At 69.7% G+C, this 16004-nt stretch carries 13 protein-coding genes; 8 read left to right on the forward strand and 5 right to left on the reverse strand.

The features are described 5' to 3' along the window. Positions 1-409 precede the first annotated feature (409 nt). The 3 genes from HNQ61_RS00005 to HNQ61_RS00015 form a co-directional block, all read right to left on the reverse strand. The gene (locus tag HNQ61_RS00005) at positions 410-2659 is read right to left on the reverse strand and encodes a TonB-dependent receptor (RefSeq protein WP_170039261.1); all 2250 of its coding nucleotides are present in this window, start codon (positions 2657-2659) and stop codon (positions 410-412) included. A 106-nt stretch (positions 2660-2765) separates the two neighbouring features. Next, positions 2766-3128 (reverse strand): DUF2946 family protein, encoded by a 363-nt coding sequence (locus HNQ61_RS00010; protein ID WP_170039262.1) that lies wholly within the window; start codon positions 3126-3128, stop codon positions 2766-2768. A 21-nt stretch (positions 3129-3149) separates the two neighbouring features. Then, positions 3150-4022 (reverse strand): deoxyribonuclease IV, encoded by an 873-nt coding sequence (locus HNQ61_RS00015; RefSeq protein WP_170039264.1) that lies wholly within the window; start codon positions 4020-4022, stop codon positions 3150-3152. Positions 4023-4182: 160 nt separating this feature from the next. Between HNQ61_RS00015 and HNQ61_RS00020 the strand changes: the two genes are divergently transcribed. The 6 genes from HNQ61_RS00020 to HNQ61_RS00045 all read left to right on the forward strand — a co-directional run bounded on the left by HNQ61_RS00020 (position 4183) and on the right by HNQ61_RS00045 (position 10804). Then, a complete protein-coding gene (locus HNQ61_RS00020; protein WP_170039266.1) occupies positions 4183-4773 on the forward strand; it encodes an inorganic diphosphatase in 591 nt (196 codons plus the stop codon). 399 nt (positions 4774-5172) lie between these two features. Beyond that, positions 5173-5559: a VOC family protein gene (locus HNQ61_RS00025; RefSeq protein WP_170039268.1), complete on the forward strand. Its 387-nt coding sequence runs from the start codon at positions 5173-5175 to the stop codon at positions 5557-5559. A 448-nt stretch (positions 5560-6007) separates the two neighbouring features. Further along, the gene (locus HNQ61_RS00030; protein WP_170039270.1) at positions 6008-7591 is read left to right on the forward strand and encodes a hypothetical protein; all 1584 of its coding nucleotides are present in this window, start codon (positions 6008-6010) and stop codon (positions 7589-7591) included. Positions 7592-8002: 411 nt separating this feature from the next. Continuing rightward, positions 8003-8941 carry a hypothetical protein gene (locus HNQ61_RS00035; RefSeq protein ID WP_170039272.1) on the forward strand — a complete coding sequence of 313 codons (939 nt, stop codon included), beginning with the start codon at positions 8003-8005 and terminating at the stop codon, positions 8939-8941. 233 nt (positions 8942-9174) lie between these two features. Beyond that, positions 9175-9603, forward strand: a complete 429-nt coding sequence (locus tag HNQ61_RS00040; RefSeq protein WP_170039273.1) for a hypothetical protein — start codon at positions 9175-9177, stop codon at positions 9601-9603. Between the two features lie 64 nt (positions 9604-9667). Then, complete coding sequence (locus HNQ61_RS00045; RefSeq protein ID WP_183685487.1) at positions 9668-10804, forward strand: NHL repeat-containing protein; 1137 nt, start codon at positions 9668-9670, stop codon at positions 10802-10804. Positions 10805-11162: 358 nt separating this feature from the next. On the opposite strand, the gene HNQ61_RS00050 is transcribed toward HNQ61_RS00045, so the two are convergent. Beyond that, a complete protein-coding gene (locus HNQ61_RS00050) occupies positions 11163-12665 on the reverse strand; it encodes a trypsin-like peptidase domain-containing protein (RefSeq protein ID WP_170039275.1) in 1503 nt (500 codons plus the stop codon). A gap of 156 nt (positions 12666-12821) precedes the next feature. Between HNQ61_RS00050 and HNQ61_RS00055 the strand changes: the two genes are divergently transcribed. Both HNQ61_RS00055 and HNQ61_RS00060 read left to right on the forward strand, forming a co-directional pair. Continuing rightward, entirely contained in the window at positions 12822-13511 is a 690-nt protein-coding gene (locus HNQ61_RS00055) for a response regulator transcription factor (RefSeq protein WP_170039276.1), read from the forward strand. Next, positions 13508-14773: an ATP-binding protein gene (locus tag HNQ61_RS00060; RefSeq protein WP_170039277.1), complete on the forward strand. Its 1266-nt coding sequence runs from the start codon at positions 13508-13510 to the stop codon at positions 14771-14773. Before HNQ61_RS00055 ends, HNQ61_RS00060 begins: the two co-directional genes overlap by 4 nt. 558 nt (positions 14774-15331) lie before the next feature. Here the strand turns inward: HNQ61_RS00060 and HNQ61_RS00065 are convergent. Then, positions 15332-15886 (reverse strand): bis(5'-nucleosyl)-tetraphosphatase, encoded by a 555-nt coding sequence (locus HNQ61_RS00065; RefSeq protein ID WP_170039278.1) that lies wholly within the window; start codon positions 15884-15886, stop codon positions 15332-15334. Positions 15887-16004: the final 118 nt, after the last annotated feature.

Here is a 16004-nt window from a genome sequence, read left to right on the forward strand (position 1 = left end):
CTCCTGTCGTTGGCGGTTCTCGACAGGATAGACGGGGTCCGGCACCACTTTCAAATCGGCGCGTCCAGATTTACGACGCAACCCACTGTGCTAAAACAATTTATGGCATCCTCATCTGACAGTTAGCCGGACACTAGTGACCCTCCCCCAGTCTTTTTTGGGGGAGGGTGGGCCGGTGGTGCCGGCCCGGGTGGGGGCCGCCCGCGAACTCCGCCCATCGCACCCGAGCCTCGCTCACGGACAACGGACAGCGGGGCGAAGAAGCGCATCCGCTTCCCCGCCCCGTGTTGTCCATCCGCCCATCCGTCAGTTCCGGCCAGCCAACATCTGGGGATCATCATCTGATGAGAACGATCATCTGAGAACGATCATCCGATGATCACAATCGGCCTGATTACGCCGATCCCGCCTAGAACAGCACGCGGTAGACCAGCGACAGGTTGCGCCCCGGCGACGGCACCAGCAGGCGGCTCGTGGGCTCGCGGTACGCCTCGTCCAGCAGGTTGTCTGCGCGCAGCACGATGCTGTGAATGCGCGACCCCTGCCGCAGGCTCACGCCCGTGCTCAGGTTCAGCAGCGTGTACGCGTCCGTGCGGAACTCCACCAGGTCCGTGCGGTCCTGCTCAAACGCGTGGCGCCCGTCCAGGCTCACCGAGTACTTCCCGTCATCCCACCGCACCGAGCCACCCACCCGCGCCGCCGGCATGAACGGCAGCGCGCCGCCATCCACGAAGTCGCCGCGCACCATGTCGCCCATCACCCCCACGACCACGTGCGGCAGCGCCACCACCTCGATCTGCCCCTCCACGCCGCGAAGCTGCGCGTCCGCCTGGCGGAAGATGTTGAGCGGAACGGTGACCTCGTCGTCCTCCTCGCCCACGATCGTCGTATCGCCCGCGATGTCGGCGGTGATGTAGTTGTCGATGCGGTTGTAGAAGGTGGAGAACTGCGCGTTCACCCGTTCCGACTGCGCGCGCACCACCGCCTCGGCGCCGCGGTTGGTTTCCAGCGCGAGTTCCGGGTTGCCGATGTCGTACGTGCCGACCGCGGCGTGAAAGGCGTTGGAGTACAGTTCCTCCACCGTGGGTGCCCGGAAGCTGCGCGCCACGCTCACGCTGGCCGACAGGTGGTCGTTCAGCGGCACGTTCAGCCCCAGCGAGCCGCTGAAGTTGTTGAAGTCGCGGTCGCGCGCGCCGGCAAAGCGCGCGTCGTCCGTCTCGTCCGGGCGCACGCTGTACGCGTCGAAGCGCGCGCCCGCCTGCAGCGACGGCCCCGTGCGCGATCCGGAAAGCGCCAGCTCCTGGTACAGGAACGCGCCGCCGTTCAGGCTGCTGGCCGCCGGAGTGAGCGCCTCTTCCCCCTCGGGCGAGTAGTCCTTGCGCAGCCCGGACACACCAAGCGCGCCCGTCAGCCGTCCGAACGCGGTCCGCGCGGTGACGCTTCCCGTCTGCGTGTCCAGCCGGAACCGCGTGCCGATCTCGCCGCCGGACTCGATCTCGTCATGCCCGTACCGCTGCGCGCTGCCGTCCACGCGCAGGTTGGTGAAGCCGCTGCGGCCCATCGCCACGTCCAGCCGTCCCGTTCCCTCAAAGCGGTCGCCGTCGATGCTCACGCCGGACTCTTCCGCGCCGGGCAGCGAGGGCAGGCCGTACTTGAAGGTGTATCCGCCCAGCGACACGCCGCCCTGCACGCGCTCCGTCACGTATCCCAGCCCCGCCGTGCCGTACAGGTTGCGGTAGAAGGTGTTGTCCAGCACGCCCCCGCCGCCGACGCGCGTATCGTCCACGTTGCGCCCGCCAGCGCGCGCTGTGACGGCCAGCGTGGAGCTCACCGGCGCCGTCAGTTCACCCGTGAGCGCCGCGCCCGGGTTCACCGACTCGCCCTGCAGCGCCAGAAAGCCGGAGGTGCGGCCGGGGATCGTCGTGGGGATGTCGGAGGCGATCACGTTCACCACGCCGCCCAGCGCGTTGTTGCCGTACAGCAGCGACGCGGGGCCGCGCACCACCTCGATGCGGCTCGCGGCCAGCGGATCGATGGAGAGCGCGTGGTCCGCCGAGGTGGAGGACAGGTCGCCCGTCCGCTGCCCGTTCTGCACCACGAGCACGCGCTCGCCCGCCAGCCCGCGGATCACCGGGGTGGAGGCCGCCGGCCCGCCGTAGCGCACGCTCAGTCCCGGCTGCGTGGACAGCGTCTGCGCCACGCTGGTCCCCACGCTGCGGTCCAGCGCCTTGCCGGACAGTTCCACCGTGGACTGCGTGATGTTCAGCGGATCGGCACTCCGCGCGGACGCGGTGACGTTGATCCCTTCCAGCGACAGCACCGTCGAACGCATGGTGATGACGACGCGCACGTCCGGCCCGCTCTCCGGAACGGTGACCACGGCGTGCCCCGGCGCGTAGCCCAGCAGCGTGGCATCCAGGTGATACGTCCCCGCCCGCAGCGCGCGGATGGTGAAGGTGCCATCGCTCCCCGTGATGGCGGTGCGGTTGACTTCGTTGATGATGACGCGCGCGTTGGCGAGCGGCGTCCCGGCGGTGTCGCGCACCACGCCCGTGATGGGCGGCGCGACCTCGGGATCGGCGGCCGCGTGGGCGGCGCCGGACAGAACGAGCAGAGCGGACAGCGCCAGCAGGGCGCCGCGCCCGAATCGGTGCGACATGGATGGAGACTCCTGAATCCGGTTGCGTGCGCACGCGGGCCGGCCTCCCGTGCGGGAGCCGTCCGGCCGGTGCGGATTGCGAATGCCGCGCGAGGGCGGCGTTGGATCAGGAGAGGACGGGCGGGGCGCGCGCGCGTGCGTCGCGGGCCAGCCGCGGCGCGGGGAACGTGGGCGCGGGAGTGAGTTCCACGCGTTCGCCGGCTTCGGAGACAGGAATCTCCGGGCCGTCCGCCGCCATGGCGGCGGAACCGAACGCGTGGCAGAGTACGCAGTGCTGGTCGTCGTGCGGCGGAGCGTTCTGGTCCTTCCGCTCGCCCGGCGCCGTATCGCGGGCGGACCGCTCCACGGCGGCGCCCAGGCTCCACGCATGCAGCGAGGGAAGCGCGGCGGCACCCAGCAGGTGCAGCAGCACTCCCAGCAGCGCCGAAAGACGGCGCGCACGCGAGAAGGAGCCAGACGGTCGATTCATGGACTACCGGCTACACCATTCTCAGGTGGCCGGTTCCCCGTCCGCGCAGTACGAGCGCAGCCGGGCCAGGTTGGCGAGGTCCATCGAAACCATGTCCTTGGGGTCGTCGCCCTTGGGCGTTTCCAGAACCTTGGGCACGTGCACGAAGCGCGCGTCCGTCATCAGCCGGCGGAACGGCGCCTCGCCCAGCGAGCCCTCGCCGATCCCCGCGTGGCGGTCCTTGCGGCTGGCGAACGGCGTGGCGGAATCGTTCAGATGAAAGAGGTGGATGCGGTCGAGTCCCACCGTGTCGCCCAGGTGGTTGATCACCCCGTCGTAGTCGCCGCGAAGGTCGTATCCCGCGGCAAAGATGTGGCAGGTGTCCACGCAGACGGCGACGCGCCCGCGGATCTCCGGGCGCACGCGGGCAATCATCTCCGCCAGCTCCTCGAAGCGCGAGCCGATCACCTTGCCGGACCCGGCGGTCGTTTCCAGCAGCACGGTGACGGATCCGCCGGCTTCCTCCAGCGCGCGCTCGATCAGTTCCGCGTTCTGCGCCAGGCCGCGCGGCAGGTCGCCGTCCGTGGCGTTGCCGGGGTGCGTGACCAGCGCGTGCAGCCCCAGCCGCTCCGCGCGGCGCAGTTCGCCCACGAAGGCGGCGTAGCTGCGGTCGCGAAGGACGGGGTCCGCCGTGGCCAGGTTGATGAGGTACGAGTCGTGGGCGTTGGCGAACACCACGCCGTGCTCGCCCACGCCGGCGCGGAACGACGAGCACTCGTCGTCCACCACCTCCACCTCGGCCCAGCGGTTGGGCTGCTTGGTGAACACCTGGATGGCGGTGGCGCCGATGGCGGCGGCGCGGGCGGGGGCGTTGCGGCACCCTCCCGCGGTACTGACGTGGGCTCCCAGCAGCACGGCTTTTCGCGGTCTCGGATGGGGATGAACGGATCGGCCGCCAAGGTAGACGGGGTGCGCGGGGGTGTCAACGCGGGCGCGCGGATGGTATCTTTGCGGCCCGGCGAAGCACCGTTCCGCCGGGCCCGACCCTGACCTGATCGTTTTTGACGGAGGATAGATGTTCCATCCCTGGCACGAGCTGGAGCCCGGCCCCGACGCGCCCGACCGCATGCACGTGGTGGTGGAGATTCCCCGCGGCAGCCGCAACAAATATGAGCTGGACAAGAACACCGGGATGTTCAAGCTGGACCGGCTGCTGTACAGCTCGGTGCACTATCCCGGCGACTACGGCTTTTTTCCGCAGACGTACGCGCAGGACGACGACCCGCTCGACGCCATCGTCATGACGACGGTGCCCACCTTTCCCGGGTGCATCATCGAGGTGCGTCCCATCGGCATCTTCCGGATGACCGACAAGGACGAGATGGACGAGAAGGTGCTCTGCGTCCCCGCGCGCGACCCGCTGTACGACGGGTACGCGGCGCTTACGGACGTGGCGCCGCACTTTCTGCGCGAGGTGGAGCACTTCTTCAGCGTGTACAAGGACCTGGAAGGCGGCCGCGTACATCCCATGGGATGGGAGGACGAGGCCTCCGCCCGCGCTGTGATCGTGGAGTGCATGGCGCGCTACGCCGTCAAGCGCCAGGCGGAGAACCTGGGCCGCATCGCCCAGCAGTCCGCTTCCGAGCGCGCCGGCCACGAGCTGTAGGAACAGGTCTCACACAGAGCCGCAGAGGCACAGAGAGAACGGAACGGGGCGTCCACGCGGGCGCCCCTTCTGCATTCTGCCGGCTCCGCAGTGTCCGGTTGAACAGGGCGCGGTGGATCTGTAGCTCATTTGCTCAGAGCGCACCAAGAGCAGATCCTTGGTCGGCTCCGGGATGACATGCTGTTGCGGGGAAGCCAGTTACCACGCCCAGCCATGTCATCCTGAGGAAGCGGGAGCCGCCCTCTCCACCGCGCCAAGGCCATGCGCGACCGAAGGATCTACTCTCCGCCGAGCCAACGTAGCGACACGCACGCCCGTTCTCGCGGGAAGAGCAGATGCTTCGTCGGTTCCGGGCTCCGGCGCGACCGAATCTCTCAACATCCTCGCAGGAGAGGACGGATGCCGATCTTCGGGGGAATCAACGTCGTGTCCATCGCGGTGCCGGACCTGGATGCCGCGCGCGAGTTCTACCGCGACGTGCTCGGCCTGGGCGCGCCTGCGTACGATCTGCCGGACGCGGGGTGGATCGAATTCGCCACCGGCGGCGCGGGCGGCAATCTCGCCGTCACAAGCGCCGAAGCGGGATGGGAGCCATCGACCGGCACCACCATCGTCCTGAGCACCGGCGACTGCCACGCCGCATGCGCCCTGCTGCGCGCCCGCGGCGTGCGCTGCGACGACCCCGTCGTCTATCCCGGCTACGTGACGTTCTGCTCCTTGTACGACCCGTTCGGCAATCGCCTCCAGATGTGCAGCCCCGCGCCGGACGAAGCTCCGGACCCGTAGCGCACCGCCGCTCACCGGCCGACGTCGCGTTCGCGCCTGCATGCATCCGCGCAGGGGTGACCCGCGGAGATGACGCCGGCGATCCAGACCCGCCTGCGGTGCATCCGCACCGCCAATCACGAGACCCGTTCGCCACCCCGGAGGACGGGCCTCTTCGTCATCCATCCCCGCTGCCTGATTGGTGTTCGGATCGCGAACGGGCGGGTGCCGTGTACGAATTTCGTACAAACAGCCGAGAACCCCCGCCATCGTGCGAATATCTCCTCCGATGACGGCTCGCGTGTACGAAATCCGTACAGAACCGGGCCTGGCACCCCGCCCGGCAGATTCCGCTAAACCCATCAACTGCATGTAGATACGAGACACGGCACGCCGGGAACGGAGCTCGCCTTAGGGGAGGCCGTCCAGCCGCGCATCATGCGTGGCGTCCCCCGACGGAGCCCGACCCATGCGCAACTACTCGCCGATCGCCACTCTGCCCATCCTGGCCCTGGTCGCCGCATGCAGCGGCGGCGGTTCCGGAGCCGGTTCCGTGACCGCGTCCGAGTCCGTTTCGGCCGGATGCGCCGCCGCCGCCAGCTTCGCGCTGCAGCCGGGCGAAACGCGGATGCTGAGCGAGGCCGAGGCGCGCTGCTTTGCGCTGACCAAGGCCGACGGCGAATACGCGCTGGCCGGGTACGACGCCCGCGCGCTGGACGGTGCGCGCGACCGGACGGGCACCGGCGGGTTCTCGGAGCCGCAGTACACCGTGTCCGACCAGAGCCGCGGCCCGGCCGCCTCCCGCGCCGCCCGCTCGGCCTCCGCCACGGACGGCGAGCTGGCCCCGGAAGGCGACCTGCGCCGCGGCGTCTCGTCCGCCATCGCCGAGGGCGAGCCGTACGCCCGCGCCACGCCCTGGCGCCAGGGCGAGCGCTTTCAGGTCCGGCCGATGGTGGGGACCTCGACCGTTCCGGCGAAGGTGGTGGCGGTGGCCGGCCGGTTTGTGCTGGCGGTGCTGGAAAGCGACGCCGACGGCGCGGGCGGGGTGCTGGACCAGAGCGAAAAGGCCCTGCAGTTCCTGGCGAGCGACGGCGAAGCGGTGCTGCGCAGCGCCTTTGGCGGCGACGTGCCGGTGACCAGCACGGGAAGCGGGCAGCTGCTGGTGCTGGCGGCGGCCTGGCCGGCGGCCAACGGCGCGGCGGCCACGTGGACGCAGGAAGACGCCTCCGGCACGCGCAGCATGGTGTGGCTCAACACCAACCTGCGCGCCGGCAAGGGCGACGGCTACGAGATGTACGACCACGTCAGCTACCGCGTGAAGGTGCTGGCCCACGAGCTGACGCATGCCTGGCAGGTGCGTTGGGTCCGCTCGGCGGCCAACGGCGGCCACGCGGCCCCGGTGTCGGCGGCCTGGTCGCTGGAAGGCGGCGCGGACCTGATGGGAATGGATCTGCTGCGCCGCTACATGGACGTGGGCGTGGCCGCCAACTGGCGCTGGACGGACTACCTGGATTCGCGCCGCCCCTCGGTGGTGTACGCGCTGGAGCCGGCGGACGCGCGCGGCCGGGTGCCCTGGGGCTACTACGACGCGGCCAGCCTGCTGCGCGACCTGCAGATGCGCCTGGTGGCGTCGGGGATGAGCGCGGACGCGGCGCTGGCCGAGGTTTCGCGCGGCGCGGTGGAGGGCTGGTACGGCGACGACGGCGAGGGCGGCGCCTGCAACGGACTGGTGGAGCGGATGCGCGGCCGGCTGGGCGCCTCGTGGGATCCGGCGGCGGCGGTGCTCACCTGGACGCTGACGCAGGCCGCGGACGACCGCACCAGCAACCCGGCGCTCAACAACCCGGTGTACTACTCGGCCAGCGGCTCGGACTCGTACTACGGCTGGAAGGCCGCCGCCAGCGTGCGCGCCGGCAGCGGCGAGATCGAGAACTTCACGCAGGTGGCCGGCGGCAGCTTCTTCGTCTCGCTGCGCGGTCCCTCTGCGGGCGGAACGCTCTCCGCCACGTCGTCGGCGCCGGGCAGCCGGTGGATGATCGCCCGCATCAAGTAGAAGACGCAGACCGGTTCACGCAGGGAGTGGCGGGGGTTCGTGATGGAACAGGGGGACAGGATCGGAAGCTCCTTCGCGACCCCGCCCTCCCGGCGTGACACGGCAGGCATGACGGATACAGGATCACGGATGACAGGGGGCCGCTTCGCACGTCGCGAGGCGGCCCCTTGTCGCGTCGATGGATCAGGCGCCCCGTCGGGATTCCCGGGACTGAGCGCGGACGGATCGCCTCGCGACAGCCTCACGCCGAGGCCGCGGGAGGGTGCGGGAGGTCGCGGTGTAGCAGCGCGCCTGTCGCCGCGCATTACCCTGTCCGGATAATTCCAGATATACGTTTCACGTCATATAAACAGACAATCAATCCGCTTGCACCCGCTTCTCACCCCAGACGGTACTGTGGCAAGATCACGCTTGTTCATCGTCCTCGCGCTGGCGGCGGGGACGGCATGGGGGTGCGGCTCCGGAGAGCAGGACGCCCCGCCCGCAGCGTTTGAGCTGCAGGAAGTCGCAAGCACCATGCTTCCCGACTCGTTCGAGGTCAAGGGCGCGGCGCTGTCGCGGGACGGCCGTGTCGTGGTCTGGTCAGGCAACCAGCAGCACCTGCTCGTGGACGGCGGAAGCGGCGTGAGCGTTTTTCCAGCCGGTATTCCCCTGTCGCCGCTGGCCGTGGGGTTCGCGGCGTCGGACTCGCTGCTGGAGGTCGTCGACGCGGAACGGCGCAGCCTGCTGGTTCTGTCGTGGGCGGGAAAGGTGGTGGCGGAGCACGCGCTGGACCTGCCCTGGCGGGTGGAGTCGGCGACGCGGACGGAGAGCGGATGGTTTCTGGGCGGCCGCGACACCGCTGGCGACTTCACCATCGTGCGGTGGAGCCCGGACGGCGGGCGGATCAGCCCCGTGTCGCGCATCCATCCGCACGGCCGCGACCGGCGCACCGCCGTCCTGCTGACCGCGGCGGGGCCCGACGTCACCGCGTCGGAAATCGGCGCGCCGCACCGGGGCAGGCTCATCTCCGCGGGCCAGAGCGGGCCGGACGGCGACGCCCAGTTCGCGGCGCCGGCGTTCCCCAAGGCCCGCGGCCGCGACGGCGCGTTCTGGATCTCGCTCCCCATCTTTTCCATCGATTCCGGATACGTGCGCAGCTTTTCGGACCTGCGCAGCGACAACCGCCTGATCGCCCTGTACGACCGGCGGGGCAGGCTCACGCGGGTCACCCAAGTCGCCGTTCCCATGGCCGTGGTGGCCGCCAATCCAGAATCCAGGGTGCTGCTGTTCGCGCGCCGCACTGATCGTATAGAACTGGTCCGCTACACGTGGCGCTGGGTAGGCCCCAACACCGCCTCAGACCTCTGACGAGCGCGAGTTTCTCCAGGTACGGCGGTCCTGCGACGCGCGGCGGTTAGCCAAGCGCCTTCGCACCGAGTCGTGGACGGTTCGGATCTAACCAGCTCCCGCATCAGCTCATCGCATGGCGTAAAGCAGAGGTGCTGTCCCTCCACGGCACTGATCGTATAGAGATGTCCGCTGCACCTGGCGCCTGGCTGTCCTGACATTTGCTTCTGAACTCTCGACAACGGAACGGAACGATGAAGAAGATTCTGCTTCTCTCCGCGCTTCTCCTCACGGCCTTCCTCGGCCTCCCCGCCTCCAAGGCGGTGGCGTGTGAATCGTGCATCAGTACCCAGGACCCCAGGAATCCGGTGGAGAACCCGATCGTGTCGTGCATCGACTCGCCCGGGGCCGGGGGTGAGATCTGCACTTCGGGGGGCGGGCATTGCAACCCGGAAGGAACCTGCCCGCCCGATCCCATGGCGGACGGATCGGCCGTGGTTGGCAAGCCCGACGCGTACCGCTTCTATGCGCAACTCGCCGCCAACCGTTTGAAGGGCGACGCTGCGCACACCCGCAAGTTCGTTCAGGTACGGCGGCCCTGTGACCGTGCGGTGGTCTCGCGCACGTATTCCTCCGAGACGGCCAAGCGCCTGCGCACCGAATCGTCGACCCTGCGGATCTGACCAGCTTTTCCTTCAGCCCAGCGCCAGGTGGATGCGGATATTTCTTTCGGTTTCGATGATGGCAATGTGCCTGCTTGCGGCCTGCGACCGTCCTGCGCGGGAGGGGACGGCCGCGGGCTGGGCCGTCACGCGCGACGCGGTCGCGGGCGAGGACGACGGTCCGGGCGCCCTGACCGTGGTGGGCGATGTGACCGTCGGAGCGGACGGGGTGGTGTACGCGACGCAGCCGCAGGAATCCATCATCCGGTCCTATGACCGACAGGGACGCTTTCTGCGGGAGGTTGGTCGCGAAGGTGAAGGTCCGGGAGAGTTTGATCAGCTTGGGGAACTGGGGTGGCGGGCAGACACGCTGTGGGTGCAGGACCCGGGAAACCGGCGCATCAGCTTCTTTGGCCCGGATCTCAGGTATGTGCGCTCAGTCTCGTTCACCAGCGAGGAGCCGATCACGCGCGACCGGCCCAACATTCCCGGCTACGCGCTCGCCGACGGTTCCGTGCTGGGATACTGGCAGGCACCGCTGGAACAGCTGGTAGGGCGAACGGTGACGGACCGGCTGGTGCGGTTCACCGAAGCGGGCGAACCGGCGAGCGTGCTCGACAGCGTGGAACTGCGAAACCTGTTTTCGGTCGTGCCGACCCCAAACGGCGTTACCTACGGGCCGCAGCCCTACACCGACTCGCCCATCATGCAAGTGGCGCATGATGGTTCGTTCGTTGTGATCGTTACGCGCGAGGCGGCGAAGTCGGCGGACCGCGCCGCTTTCGGGGTTCGGCGGGTTGATCTTGCGGGGCGCGTGCTCATCAACCGGCAGTATCCCTACACGCCGGTGCCGCTGGCGTCTCGCGCCGCCGACAGCACGGTGAACGCAATGAGCAGCACGCTCAGCAGCAACGGCATGGGCCGGGCGTCCGAGGCGTCGCTGCGGCGCGAGGTGCGCAAGACGCTGTACATTCCGTCCCACCTCACCCCGGTCAGTTCGATGGTGCTGGGGCGCGATGGCACGATCTGGCTGCGCCGCGAGAGAACGGGCGAGCCCACGATCGGGTGGACCGTGCTGGACTCGGCGGGGGCGAAGCTGGCGGACCTGCGGCTCCCCACGAGCACCATGGTGCACTACGCCGACCGGTCGCAGATCTGGGCGGTGGAGCAGGATTCGCTGGACGTGCCCACCCTGGTCCGCTACCGCGTCACCCCGCGATAAGCGAAGTCTCCACGCAACGAAAAAGGCCGCCTCGCACACGCGAAGCGGCCTTTCCTTCATCCCGCGCTCCCTGCCCCGGCGCGCGTGGACATCCGGCAAACTGCCCTCACGCGGAGGAGCGCGGAGGAGCGCGGAGGTGGCGGAGGTACGGGGGGGAACAGCGTGGAGCGATCCGCTGACCATGATGCAAACTCCCTCTGTATCCTTCTCCGTGCCCTCCGTGCATCCTCCGTGACCTCCGTGTGAAACGGCAGTTCTCCCTTTCTTTCTCTGCGCCTCTGCGGCTCTGCGTGAGGCCCATCTGTAGAAGCCGGCGGCCTTTGCCGTAGTTCGTCAGATCCTGCCCATCACACCGCGATCAGTCGCGAGCGCGGAAGTTGACGATGCTTTCGCGGCCGTCCGGAAAGCGAACCTGCATCGACACCACCTGCCCGGCGCGCACCGCCGAAGCCGCGGACCGCAGCCCGGCGGCGTCGCCGATCTCGCGCCCGTTCACCCGCTGAATCACCATTCCGCGGGCCAGCACGCCCGCCGCCGCGCCGGACGGATCCACCTCGGCCACCACCACCCCCTCGGCCCGGGGCAGCTTGAGCTCCTGCGCGATCTGCGGCGTCACCGGAATGGCCCGGAAGCCCAGCCGCGAGCCCGCGTCCGACACCTCGCGCACGTCCGACTCCTCCTCCACCGCGGCCGCGGCGCGATCAGCCTGGAACTCCTGCAGCCGCACCTCGGCGCGGCGGCGGTCGCCGTAGCGGATCACGTCCAGCACCACGCGGTCGCCCGGGCGCTTGCGCATCACCGCTTCCATCAGCCCGCCCGCGTCGCGAACCGGCGTTCCATCCACCCCCACGATCACGTCGCCCATCCGCAGCCCGGCGGTCTGCGCGGCCCCGCGCGGCGCCGTGCTCACCACCGCGCCGTCCGGCGAGGGGAGCCCGAACACCTCGGCGTCCGCCGGCGAGGCGTCGCGGATCTCCACGCCGATCATGGGCCGGTGCACGCGGCCGTCCTTGATCAGGTCGTCGGCCACGCGGCGCGCCAGGTTGATGGGCACCGCGAATCCGTATCCCGAGTAGAAGCCCGTGGGCGAGGCGATGGCGCTGTTGATCCCCACCACGCTGCCCTGCAGGTCCACCAGCGGCCCGCCGCTGTTGCCGGGGTTGATGGCCGCGTCCGTCTGGATGAAGTGCTCCAGCGGCGCCTCGGCCCCGTTCTGCCCCATGATGCCCAGGCTGCGGCCCTTGGCGCTCACGATGCCGGCCGTGGTGGTCTGCCCCAGGTCCAGCGGGTAGCCCAGCGCCAGCACCCAGTCGCCCACCTCCAGCCGCTCGGCGTCGCCCATGCGCGCCACGGGGAGGTTGCGGGCGTCGATCTTGACCACTGCCACGTCGGTGTTGGGATCGCGCCCGATGACGCGGGCCTCGAACTCGCGCTTGTCGCCCAGGATGACGGTGACGCGGTCGGCGTCGGCCACCACGTGGTTGTTGGTAAGGATGTATCCGTCCGGGCTCAGGATGAAGCCGGAGCCGCTGGACGCCTGCGGTCCCCTGCCCTGTCCCCGGAACATGTTCTCGAACGGCGTCCCGCGGATTTCGGGCGGGATGTTGGACACGTTGCGCGCGCCGCTGCTCACGCGGACGTGCACCACGGCGGGGAGCGCCGTGCGGCTGGCGGCGCGGAATACGCCGGAAAGACCTTCGGCGGTCGCGACCGCGGCGGGGGGCGCCACGGCCACGCGCTGCGACTGCTGGGCGTCCAGGTCCGTTACCGGATCGCGCACGATGTCGGCCGCCGTCATGGCCGCGGCCGTCCCCGCGACCAGCACGGCGGGCATGGCGAGCTTGCGTACCGTTCCGTTCATCGTCAGTTATCCTCTGTCCCTCGGTGAATCGGGCGGCCCGCCCCGCACGGCCGCCCCAGGTGCCGCGAATGGGTACACGATGCGCCGAAACCCCGTTCCTGTCAGGGATTAACGGATGATTAGCCCTCTCTTAACCGCGCTTAATCCAGGGCACGCATGCGCATTCTGATCGTAGAAGACAATCCGCGGATCGCCGGCTTTCTGCAGAAGGGGCTGCGCGAGGAGGGATACGTGGCCGAGGTGGCGGGCGACGGCGACACCGCGTTCGAGAAAGCGACCACGCAGGGCTTTGACGCGGCCGTGGTGGACGTGATGATCCCCGGCCGCACCGGCGTGGAACTCGTGCGAGACCTGCGCGAGCGCGAAGTGCGCATTCCCGTGCTCCTGCTGACGGCACGCGACCGGACCGAGGACAAGGTGGCCGGGCTGGACGCGGGCGCGGACGACTATCTCACCAAGCCGTTCGAGTTCAGCGAGCTGAGCGCCCGCCTGCGCGCGCTGCTGCGGCGGGCGGGAAGCCCCGGCGCGTCGGCCACGCTGCGGGCGGGGGACGTGGAGATGGATCCCGCCACGCGCGAGGTGCGGCGCGGCGGCAAGCCGGTGGACCTGACGCCGCGCGAATACGCGACGCTGGAGTACCTGCTGCGCAACTCGGGGCGCCCCCTGAGCCGCGCGGCCATGATGGAGCACGTGTGGGGAATCCGCTTCGATCCGGGGACGAACATCGTGGACGTCTGCATCAACTCCCTGCGCACCAAGCTGGACGACCGCGAACGCGGCCTGATCCAGACGGTGCGCGGGGTCGGCTACGCCATCAAGGCTCCGGCGGAAGAGAGCGAAGGGTGATTCTGGGCCGACGCTGGTCGCTGCGGCGGGAGATCGTCGCCGGGTACTCGCTCATCCTCCTGGTGGCGCTGATGCTCTTTGCCGGCGCCACCTACGCGCTGCTCAAGCGCACCCTGGCGCGGGCAGGGACGCAGTCGCTGCGGCAGACCGCCGCCGCCGCGGAGCGCCTGCTGGCCCCCGGCGTGCCCCGCGTGGCGGTGGAGGAAACGCGCATGCCGCCGGCGGAGGGCTCGGTAGAAACGCTGCGCCGCCGCTCGCGGCTGGTGACGGGCGACATGGTGGAGATCTACGTGGCGCGCACGGGCGACGTGGAGCACCACGCCCTGCGCTCGTTCGCGCTGATCGCGCTCGTCCTCATCCCCGTCACCACGCTGCTGGCCACCCTCGTCGGACGAACGGCGTCGGACCGCATCCTGATGCCGCTGAACCGCTTGGTGACAGCGTCGCGGGAGATCGGGATCGGCGGCCTGGCGCGGCGCGTGGACGAGCCGGAGCGGCCGGCGGAGCTGCGCGAACTGGCGCAGGCGTACAACGGCATGCTGGAGCGGCTGCAGCGCGCGGTGGAGGCGCTGCGCAGCTTTACGGCGGATGCCAGCCACGAACTGCGCACCCCGCTCACGGCCATCCGCGGCACGGCGGAGGTGGCGCTGGCCCGCCCGCGCGACGCCGACGAACTGCGCGACACGCTGGGCGAGGTGCTGGACGAGACGCGGCAGATGCTGCACCTGGTCGAAGATCTGCTGACACTGGCGCGAGGCGAGCAGACGGACGACGCGCACGTGCAGCCGGTGGACATTTCCGACGTGCTGCGCGACGTGGCCGACGTGGGCGAAGCGCTGGCGGCGGACCGTCCGCTGCAGGTGATTCTGGACGCGCCGCCCGGGCTGCGGGTGCGCGGGGACGGCGGCGCGCTGCGGCGGCTGTTTCTGAACCTGGTGTCCAACGCCATCAAGTTCACGGAAAGCGGTTCGGTGACCATTACCGCCGGGCGCTCCGCGGGCGAGGCGGCGGAGGGAGTGGAGCAGCCGGCGCCGTGGGTGGAGGTGGCCGTAGCTGACACGGGCGCGGGGATTTCGCCGGAAGCGCTGCCGCGCGTGTTCGACCGCTTCTACCGCGAGGACGCGGCGCGCATCCGCAGCGGCGGCACGGGGCTGGGGCTGGCCATTGCGCAGATGGTGGCGGAGAAGCACGGGGGGATGATTTCGGTGCAAAGCACGCCGGGCGCGGGGAGCGTGTTTCTGGTGCGGATTCCCGCGATGTAGGGAGGAGAAGTGCGTGAGTGCTGGGTGCGTTAGTGCGGGGAGTGCGGGGAGTGACGTGGGAACTGAGGCATCTCCTGCACCCGCAACGCCGCCGCCACGGCGTCATCCTGAGGCCCAGGCGCGCCGGACTGTCCCGAACGCCACCGATTGCGGGCCGAAGGATCTACCACTCGCGGCACCTCAGCACGGGCGCGGCAGCGGCACGGGGCGCCGCAGGGAGAACCTTGGTAATCGTGCGTTGCGCGACGTTGGCTCGGCGGAGAGTAGATCCTTCGGTCGCGAAGGGTTCGGCGTGACGGAAAGGGCGGCGCACGCTCCCTCAGGATGACGCCTTTGTGGCGTGGTGCGCCAGGTTGTGGTGTGGCAGGAAGTTGGGAGCACTCAGCGGCCTCCCACCTGCTCGCCCCGCAGTTCCCCCCGCGACCTCCGCGCACCCCCGCGGCCTCCGCGTGAGGGCAGTTTACGGAGTTGGCCGCCGCACGGCCGCGTGGAGCAACAGACAAATCGCCCCCGCCTGGACGAGCCAGGCGGGGGCGATTGCAACACGGAACCGGGCGTTCAGCTGCCCGGAACGGAAATGGGGACGGCCGGCCGGGCGCTCTCCGCGGGTGCGGGGGACGCGTCGGACCGGGCGAAGCCGGTGGGCCGCTCGGGGCGGCCCCGGCCATCGCCGCACAGCAGCGCCTCCGCCGCCTCCAGCACGAACCGCTTGCCGGGAAAGCGAAGCAGCCGCATGGCTTCGTCGTACGTGGCCCAGCGAAATTCCTCGGCCTCCCGCGAAATGATGACCCGCTCCTCGTCCGTCTTCGCGAGAAAGTAGATCACCCGCTTCACGATCAGCGTCCGCGACTCGCCCTTGCCCTGGGTGAACACGTACCGCTCCTCCTCGCGAAAGCCGTCGAAGAGCGAAATGCGGGTTTCCCCGATTCCCGCCTCTTCCCACAGCTCGCGAACCGCGGCCTGCTCGTCGGTTTCCCCGGACTCCACTCCGCCCTTGGGAAACTCCCAGATGGGACGCCTGGTCAGCGCGGAACGCATGAGAAGGTAGCGCCGCCCGTCCTCGCTGTCGCGGAACAGAACGACGCCGGCCGCCATCTGCGAAACCCTTTTCATCCTCCCTCCGGCGCGGAGAGGTGGGGACGGTATCACCACGAATCTGCTACAAAGTCGGTGCACAGGCAACGGGCACGATGGTTGCCCCCGCCCCGCGGCTCGGATTCGTGCGTTCAGA

Origin of the sequence: Longimicrobium terrae (genome assembly GCF_014202995.1) — a bacterium.
GTDB classification, from domain to species: Bacteria; Gemmatimonadota; Gemmatimonadetes; order Longimicrobiales; family Longimicrobiaceae; genus Longimicrobium; species Longimicrobium terrae.